General features: G+C 37.8%; 5 protein-coding genes and 1 pseudogene. All 6 read left to right on the top strand.

The annotated features are described in order from the left end of the window. The first annotated feature begins 337 nt into the window (after window positions 1–337). The 6 genes and pseudogenes from NWP25_RS08350 to NWP25_RS08325 all read left to right on the top strand — a co-directional run bounded on the left by NWP25_RS08350 (window position 338) and on the right by NWP25_RS08325 (window position 6,912). Window positions 338–559, top strand: a complete 222-nt coding sequence (locus tag NWP25_RS08350; protein ID WP_280649899.1) for a DUF4158 domain-containing protein — start codon at window positions 338–340, stop codon at window positions 557–559. After that, a pseudogene (locus tag NWP25_RS08345) lies at window positions 559–876 on the top strand (Tn3 family transposase). Before NWP25_RS08350 ends, NWP25_RS08345 begins: the two are co-directional and overlap by 1 nt. 169 nt (window positions 877–1,045) lie before the next feature. After that, entirely contained in the window at window positions 1,046–4,270 is a 3,225-nt protein-coding gene (gene cas10 / locus NWP25_RS08340) for a type III-B CRISPR-associated protein Cas10/Cmr2 (protein WP_280699194.1), read from the top strand. After that, window positions 4,267–5,460, top strand: a complete 1,194-nt coding sequence (locus NWP25_RS08335) for a type III-B CRISPR module-associated Cmr3 family protein (RefSeq protein WP_280649901.1) — start codon at window positions 4,267–4,269, stop codon at window positions 5,458–5,460. Before cas10 ends, NWP25_RS08335 begins: the two co-directional genes overlap by 4 nt. 2 nt (window positions 5,461–5,462) lie before the next feature. After that, window positions 5,463–6,371: a type III-B CRISPR module RAMP protein Cmr4 gene (gene cmr4 / locus NWP25_RS08330; protein WP_280699193.1), complete on the top strand. Its 909-nt coding sequence runs from the start codon at window positions 5,463–5,465 to the stop codon at window positions 6,369–6,371. Window positions 6,372–6,462: 91 nt separating this feature from the next. Next, a complete protein-coding gene (locus NWP25_RS08325) occupies window positions 6,463–6,912 on the top strand; it encodes a hypothetical protein (protein WP_280649903.1) in 450 nt (149 codons plus the stop codon). Window positions 6,913–7,017: the final 105 nt, after the last annotated feature.

The raw sequence follows: 7,017 nt of genomic DNA, 5'->3' as shown, positions 1-7,017 counted from the left end.
GCTACCTTCAAGCTTGTATGTGTCAACAAATCAGTTATGTTCATTGGATGGAAGATATTATGAGATGTTGACATTTTCACCTTTGATAGGACTACTATATCTAACTATGTAAAGTTTTGTAACGACATTCAACATTTCTGCCCTTTTTGGTACAAGTACCAACTAGTTTTACCGTTATCCTAAGTGTGTACCAAATGCGGTAATTAAACATTTAAGGTGGTGTTTAAAATTACAAAGCTGGGTAAAAGCTATCCCGTCACAAAGTCAAGGTTATACTTACCAACGGGCTACCCGTTCTTACCTGGGGGTTGAACAATAGGATAAAACCGCCCAAAAGTTGATTGCTATTTTAGTTACCCAACAAGCAGAAGTGAAAGATCACTCGGCTGATTTAATCAATGTTGCAATAGAGGAGTTGGTCAAGGAAAGATATGAATTACCTGGGTTTGGCATTCTTGACCAATTGATTGGTCATATCCGTACTTTCGTAAATCATCGACGGTTTGTGCGAGTGAACAACGGACTATTTTTTTGTTGCGTTATATCTCGGATGCGGTGATGAGACAGGAGATTACTGCTTATATCAATATTGTGGAGGAATACCATAATTTTGTGAAGTAGCCGTTTTTTGGTAACGATGGTGTGATTACGGAAAATGACGCGGTTGAGCAGGAGAAGCGGTTTAAATATTTGGATTTGGTCCCTGGTGAGGTAATTCTACAAAATAGAGTGGATATGTCTTTGGTTATTCAGGCTTTGACTACAGAGGGTTATCCGGTGAGTCATCCTTTGGTTGCGGCTTTGAGTCCTTTTGTGACTCTGCATCTCAAAATTAGTTGTACTTTTTATTCTCATGAGGGAGAAAAATTTAATTAGTCAGCGAATAAGATCGGAAATTCTGCACACACTCTGTAAACTTGGAGATTAAGAACTTAAATGAAAATATATGTCAAAATTTATACTTTTATTTGTCATTCGCATGAAAAAAGTTATGACTTGGCAGCCAATAATATAACTTACATTTGGTCACTGGTAATTGACGGGTATGAATGTGTATCACAGAAAGATTTATGCTTTCTTACGAGCAATAGAAAAAATAAATTGGCTGATGGTGGATTTTCATTATATTTACGATAATTTAGCTTGTTTACAGCCATATTTGCCAGATTTACAGAAATGGTGGGAAAGCGAAAATGCTGAACAAGCAGTACATATCAGTATTTCCTCTGATCGTGTCAGCTTGAATGATGTTGGCACTGAACGTAATGAAAAGCACATTATTTTTTGCCATAGCATTAGTGGAGAACGACAAGAAATTACAGTTACAGCATTTGAGAAGTCCTTGGATATTAGTAAAATTGCTCAAGAAGAAGACGTAGAGAAAGTATTTTGGTGGTTTTGGCGATACTTACCAGAACTGTTAGCCGCTCAAGATGCAAGATATGCTCTTTTAATTCCTACGCATCGGATTTTACCTGACTGTCCATTGCACGGTTATCAAAGCACAGTTTCTGCATTAACTGGAGCAATATTTTCTGATGAAAATGAGTCAGACTCTGGAAATAAATCTCCTTATTTACTGCTATTCACCTTTTCTCCTATCCAAGAGTTTATTAAGTCATCACGGAAGTTTCTTGATTTCTGGGCTGGGTCATTTTTACTACATTACTTTAGTGCATTACTTTGTTTTGAAGCAGCTAAAAAATATGGACCAGATACAGTCATTACTCCTTCATTATGGAGTCAAGAAATTATCGATGCCTTGATGATTGAGCATTTTCATGAATTACCAGAAATTCAAGCAATATTCAAAAATCCTTGTGAACATATAAAAATTGATCCAGTAAAAAATTTTGAAAGTTCTCATTTGCAGAGTTTAAGTACAGCAGGATTTCCCAATGTAATTACTATTGTAGTGCCTAATCAAGAAAAAGCGGTGGCGTTAGGTAAACATTTAGAAAATACTCTAAAAGACACTTGGCTAAAAATCAGCAGTGATGTCAGAAGTTCTGTCAAAGAAAGAGTGAGAGATTTAGTAAAAAATCAGCAAGAGCTACAAAGAACTTGGAAAATAATTGCTAAAGAGTTTATCCAAGTTATGGATGAACAGGAATTATCACAAATTTGGAATTTAATTACTGACGAATTTGTACAAGGTAAGAATGAAGCAGAATTAGAACAAGCTTGGCTAGAAATGGGGATAAGTCCAGATAAACTTGTCAACATTAAGAAAAGTCGAGATATTAAAACAACCCTCCAAGATTTTTATCAAGGAGGTAATTGGGAGTGGAATGAACTTTGGAATGTGCAAATTAAGAACACATGGGAAACTTATTTTGTTGCAGTTGCGTTAGGTTCTCCTGAACAACCCCTAGAAATTGAACAAGGAAATCATCAATTACAAGCATGGATAAATTCACAAAATCAGATAGCACAACCAATTATTGATTTACCATCACCGACGGAACAACCTATATACGGAAAATTTAATGTAGGTTCGTGGTGGGGAAGTTTACAAGCACGTCTTGGTAACGGTATTCAAGCAATTAAAAATACCCGGGCTTGGCAAATACCCGTTGCGCCTGGAGAACGTTCTACACTTTCAGGTCAATATAGTGCTTTATATCCGCGCTTTAATTATCAAAAATTTCAAAACGGCTTCGGTATACCTTCGGAATCACTACGCTTATTTTGGCGTGTTATGGCACTGGCTTATCCAGGTTTATTCAACGGTTCTGAAAAACTAAACGCCATTGAATTAACTAAACGTATGGCTTGGAAGTATGGGGGTGTAGCACAATCTTTAGGAATTCCTTTAAATGATGATGATGATTATGAGAATTTAATTCGTTTCCCCAATCTTTGCTCTATCGCCGCAGCACATTTTGCTAGTCATAATCCTGCTGAAGTTGAAAGATATTGGCAAGATTTAGAACGGGAATTTCAACAACATCCGCAATTCCAAAATCAAGAAAGTAAGTACCGAGAATTTAAAAAACTTACCCGTCGTCCTTTTCAGGTCAAACGAGCGGATGAGTCTTTAAGAAGAGATACCAATTATCAAAAAGGTTACAACGGTATAATGTTTTCCAGTAAATGGCTTGCAGATGATATGGGATTAGAAGTTTCAGAAACCTCTGGGTTAAGGAGTATCGTTGATACAGTTCAAAAAAAACACTTTGGTGATAGCACCCCAGCTGACTGGTGGGTGTTGATACTAGGTGATGGTGATGGGATGGGGGGTTATGTCAATGGACGTAAGCTCAAAAAATACGAAGATTATATTATTAAAGATTTAGTTGATAAAAATCATATCAGAGATGAAGAAGCATGGGAAGAATTATTAAAAAATACACGCAAAAGAATGGGGCCTGCTACCCACGTTGGACTCAATAGGGCATTGCTTGATTTTTCTAACCGCTTAGTTCCTTATATTGCTGAACAGCGTTGTTGTGGACGGGTAATTTATAGTGGTGGAGATGATGTAATGGTAGCATTACCATTAGGTGATTTGCCTAAATTTTTGCGCTCATTGCGTGCTGCTTGGTGTGGTAGTCAAGACCCTGAAGGTGAATTTAGGTGTATGGGTGGTTATTGGCAATGGAATGAAAAAACACCGAAACCAGCCGATATTCCATCTCGTCCGTTATTTACTATGGGTAAAGAAGCAACGATGAGTTTAGGGGTAGTCATTGCTCACAAGAGTGTTCCTTTACCAACAGTTCTAGAAAAGTTATGGTCAGCAGAAAAAGATAAGGCTAAAAAGCTGTTGGGTGGAAGTATTGGAAATAAAAGAATATCTGATAAAGATGGTTTGTGCTTCCAAATAATTTACGGTTCTGGCAATACTTTAGAAGCCTTAATGAAAGGTCATTTACTCGAAAGTTGGTGGCAGCTTATCCAAGCTATTCAAAATTTTAAACAAGTAGATTTCAGCCCAATTTTGTATCGATTAGCGGAGGAATTACCTCGTCATGCTGATGTTACAGAAAATGATAAGTTATTCCGACAAGTTGCTGAAGTAGTTTTGCATAGTCGTAATCAAGAAGTTCCTGAAAATGTCAAAAATGCTTTATTAATTTGGTTGGATGAATGGGAAGAGTGGGCTTTTTGTATAAAACAAAAAAATAAAAATAATCAAGATGATGCTTTAGGTAATTCTCCAGAAGATATATCTATGCTGTTAAAATTTACGGCGTTTTTGATGTCCCGTTGGCAAGTAGAAAGTAACTGGATTGTTAAATCAGATTTAAATATTAGCCGAAAATGAAAAAATGGTATGCAATTGAAGCGTTAGATGTCTTATTATTCCGAGAGGCAAAACCATTTTCGCCGGGAGAAGGTGCATGGGCTAAGGGAATGTTTCCACCAATGCCAACGGCAGTTTTTCAAGCCTTACGTTCTGTCACCAAAACAGATAAGACTACAGAAAAGTTAGAATTCATGGGACCTTTTTTGCTGCGGGAGACATCTATATCTCAAGAACTGTGGCTACCTACACCAAAGGATTTACTTTGTGTAAGGGAACGTAGTGATAACCCAGATGAAAATCCAGAATACGACAAAATAGAACAATTGGATGAATGGTTCCGTCTGGTTTGTTTACAACCGTTAAGCCTTGAAAGTCCGGTATGGAAGTATGTCTGTTGCGGTTCGGCTTCTCTGGAGGAAAATCATCTACTCCCTATGATTCCGCCACCAATTGCTGACAATGCAGATATCTGTGATAGTCTCTCCGTGAGAGGTAAGAATGAATGGATTTGTGGTCGTCCCAAACCTTGGATGAAAGTTGGTGCCTTGATTCAATACCTGAAGGGAGAAAGTCTATATAATCCTCAAGATTTTCATGACGATCCCTGGAGTGTACAGGTTTTGCCTCATATTAAAATGCAAACAAACCAGCGTCAAGTCCAAGATGAAGATGGTTATTTTACGGAAGTTGCAGTGCGGCTACACACTGGCTGGAAGTTAGTTGCAGCTATTAACACAACTTTGGAATCATCTGTAGTGCGTTTGGGCGGTGAGGGACATCGGGCTTTGGTTTCTCCCCTTGAGAGTTTACCTGATTGGGATGCTATTGAGGAGTTCATGCGGCCATCCTCACACCGCAACAAAGCTTATTTGTTAACCCCTGGACTAGCACCAATTGATCCTGAAAAATTTATTTATGGGATTTGTCCTGGGGTGTGGCGAGAAAGTTTACTCAGTTGTGCTAGCGATCGCCCGATTTTATGGGGTGGTAAATCTAGACATACTGCAACTCCCATGCTACCACAACGTGCATTCGTGCCTCCAGGGACAGTGTATTTATTTAAGCAAGGTATGAATGAGGTTAGCAGACTTTTACCGGAAAAATCTCCCGTCCCTGATTCCAAACAATCTACGGAACGTGAGTTTGACCATAAATGGTTGGAAACTTTGATTAGTCTCAATTATGGTATTTTACTTTGGAGTAGGTAGCTATGAAAACTAATTTATCTTATCTTTATTTACTGTCACCTTTACATACAGGAGGTGCAACGCAAGAGGGAAATATTATAGGAATTGCCCGTGAAGTTCATACAGATTTACCTTATATACCAGGGGCGGGACTGCGTGGTAGAGTTAGGGCTAGTACACCAGAAAAACAGCAGAAATTCTTATGGGGGAATACCCTGGAAGATGTGCAGCAAAATGGAGATGATAATCTAACTCAAGGTACTATTTGGATTGGAGATGCGGCAATTCTTTGGTTTCCAATTCCTTCTTTAAGTCATGGCATCGTTTGGATTACATCGCAATTTTTGCTGCGTCGGTGGTTGCGATTACATAATCAATCTCTGAGTCTGCCATGTCCAAATAGTTTTAGTGGTGGTAATGGAGAGCAGCTTTATTTAAAAGATGCCATATTTGAGGCAAGAGAACTTCATTTATGGTCAGATTGGAAGAAATATATTCCTCAAGATAATGAAATTACGACAACTATTAATAAAGCCTTGGTCATGTCTGATCAAGATTGTAAGGTTTTGATTCAAACCAGTCTGTGGAAACAAGTTAGGGTGAATTTAAATCAAGGTAAAACCCTAGCTGACAATGCAGGGTTTCGTTATGAAGAAGCAATTCCTCCTGAAACTTTAATGTATTTTCCTTGGGGAATTACCACAACTGCAAATGGTAATGGTGATACTGCTGGTAATCAATTAAGACAAATATTTAGTCAGCAAGATATTATTTGGCAGTTCGGTGGACAAGAAAGTCTAGGAAGGGGTTTAGTGGAACTCTGGACACCTAAATTAACTTCAAGAAAGACAGAAACTCCCGTAACTGAAAATACTCAAGTCCCAATATCTCCAACTCCACCATTACAAAGACCTCGACGACCGAATCGTTAAGTTGAAACTAACAATTAAAAATGTTGTGCGAAATTTTTAATTTTTTAAATAGAGAATTAATTGCATCATTTTGTACATAGGAAGAAAATAAATGGCTAACTACGATCCTCGCAAAAATTCTATTAAGGTTTATCAAAATCTGAAAGCAGTAAAGGAAAGTACCCAACAGACCGAACATCATGATGAACAAAAAAGTCAAGCTGTTGAACTATATACTTATATTGCTACTTGGGGATTAATGCGATTAAAAGGGGAAGACCCTGCTTTGGTTAATCAGATACAAAAACAGAAGATTCTGAGATGCTTTTTTCAAACATTAGGAGAATTAGTTTACCCAAATACCCAGCCTAACCCACTTGTAGGTATGGAGGGAATGAGAAAAATTATTGGTTTGTCTGCGTCGGAATATTTGGGATTGACAGGAGTTGCACTGCAAGTAGCACGGGAATTTTCGTTTTGGGCTGAAGCATTGTACCCTAAACAAAGGTCTAATAATGATGTCAACCAAACTACTAATCAAGTAACTACAGTTAATAGTTAGTACGGTGCGTCAGTAAGAATAATGGCGTTGCTCACACATTAGTATGAACTCAGACAAGCTCAGGAGCAAAGGAAGAAATTTTCTCAATTTGATATCATCTTTTCA

This window comes from Umezakia ovalisporum Ak1311 (assembly GCF_029891685.1).
Taxonomy (GTDB): domain Bacteria; phylum Cyanobacteriota; class Cyanobacteriia; order Cyanobacteriales; family Nostocaceae; genus Umezakia; species Umezakia ovalisporum.
The sequence above is the reverse complement of the archived record's forward strand: the minus strand, read 5'-3'. Positions and strand labels throughout refer to the sequence as shown.

Coding starts and splice junctions, on each gene's coding strand:
- NWP25_RS08335 (WP_280649901.1), top strand. CDS start 4,267: ATGAAAAAATGGTATGCAATTGAAGCGTTAGATGTCTTATTATTCCGA.
- NWP25_RS08325 (WP_280649903.1), top strand. CDS start 6,463: ATGGCTAACTACGATCCTCGCAAAAATTCTATTAAGGTTTATCAAAAT.
- cmr4 (WP_280699193.1), top strand. CDS start 5,463: ATGAAAACTAATTTATCTTATCTTTATTTACTGTCACCTTTACATACA.
- cas10 (WP_280699194.1), top strand. CDS start 1,046: ATGAATGTGTATCACAGAAAGATTTATGCTTTCTTACGAGCAATAGAA.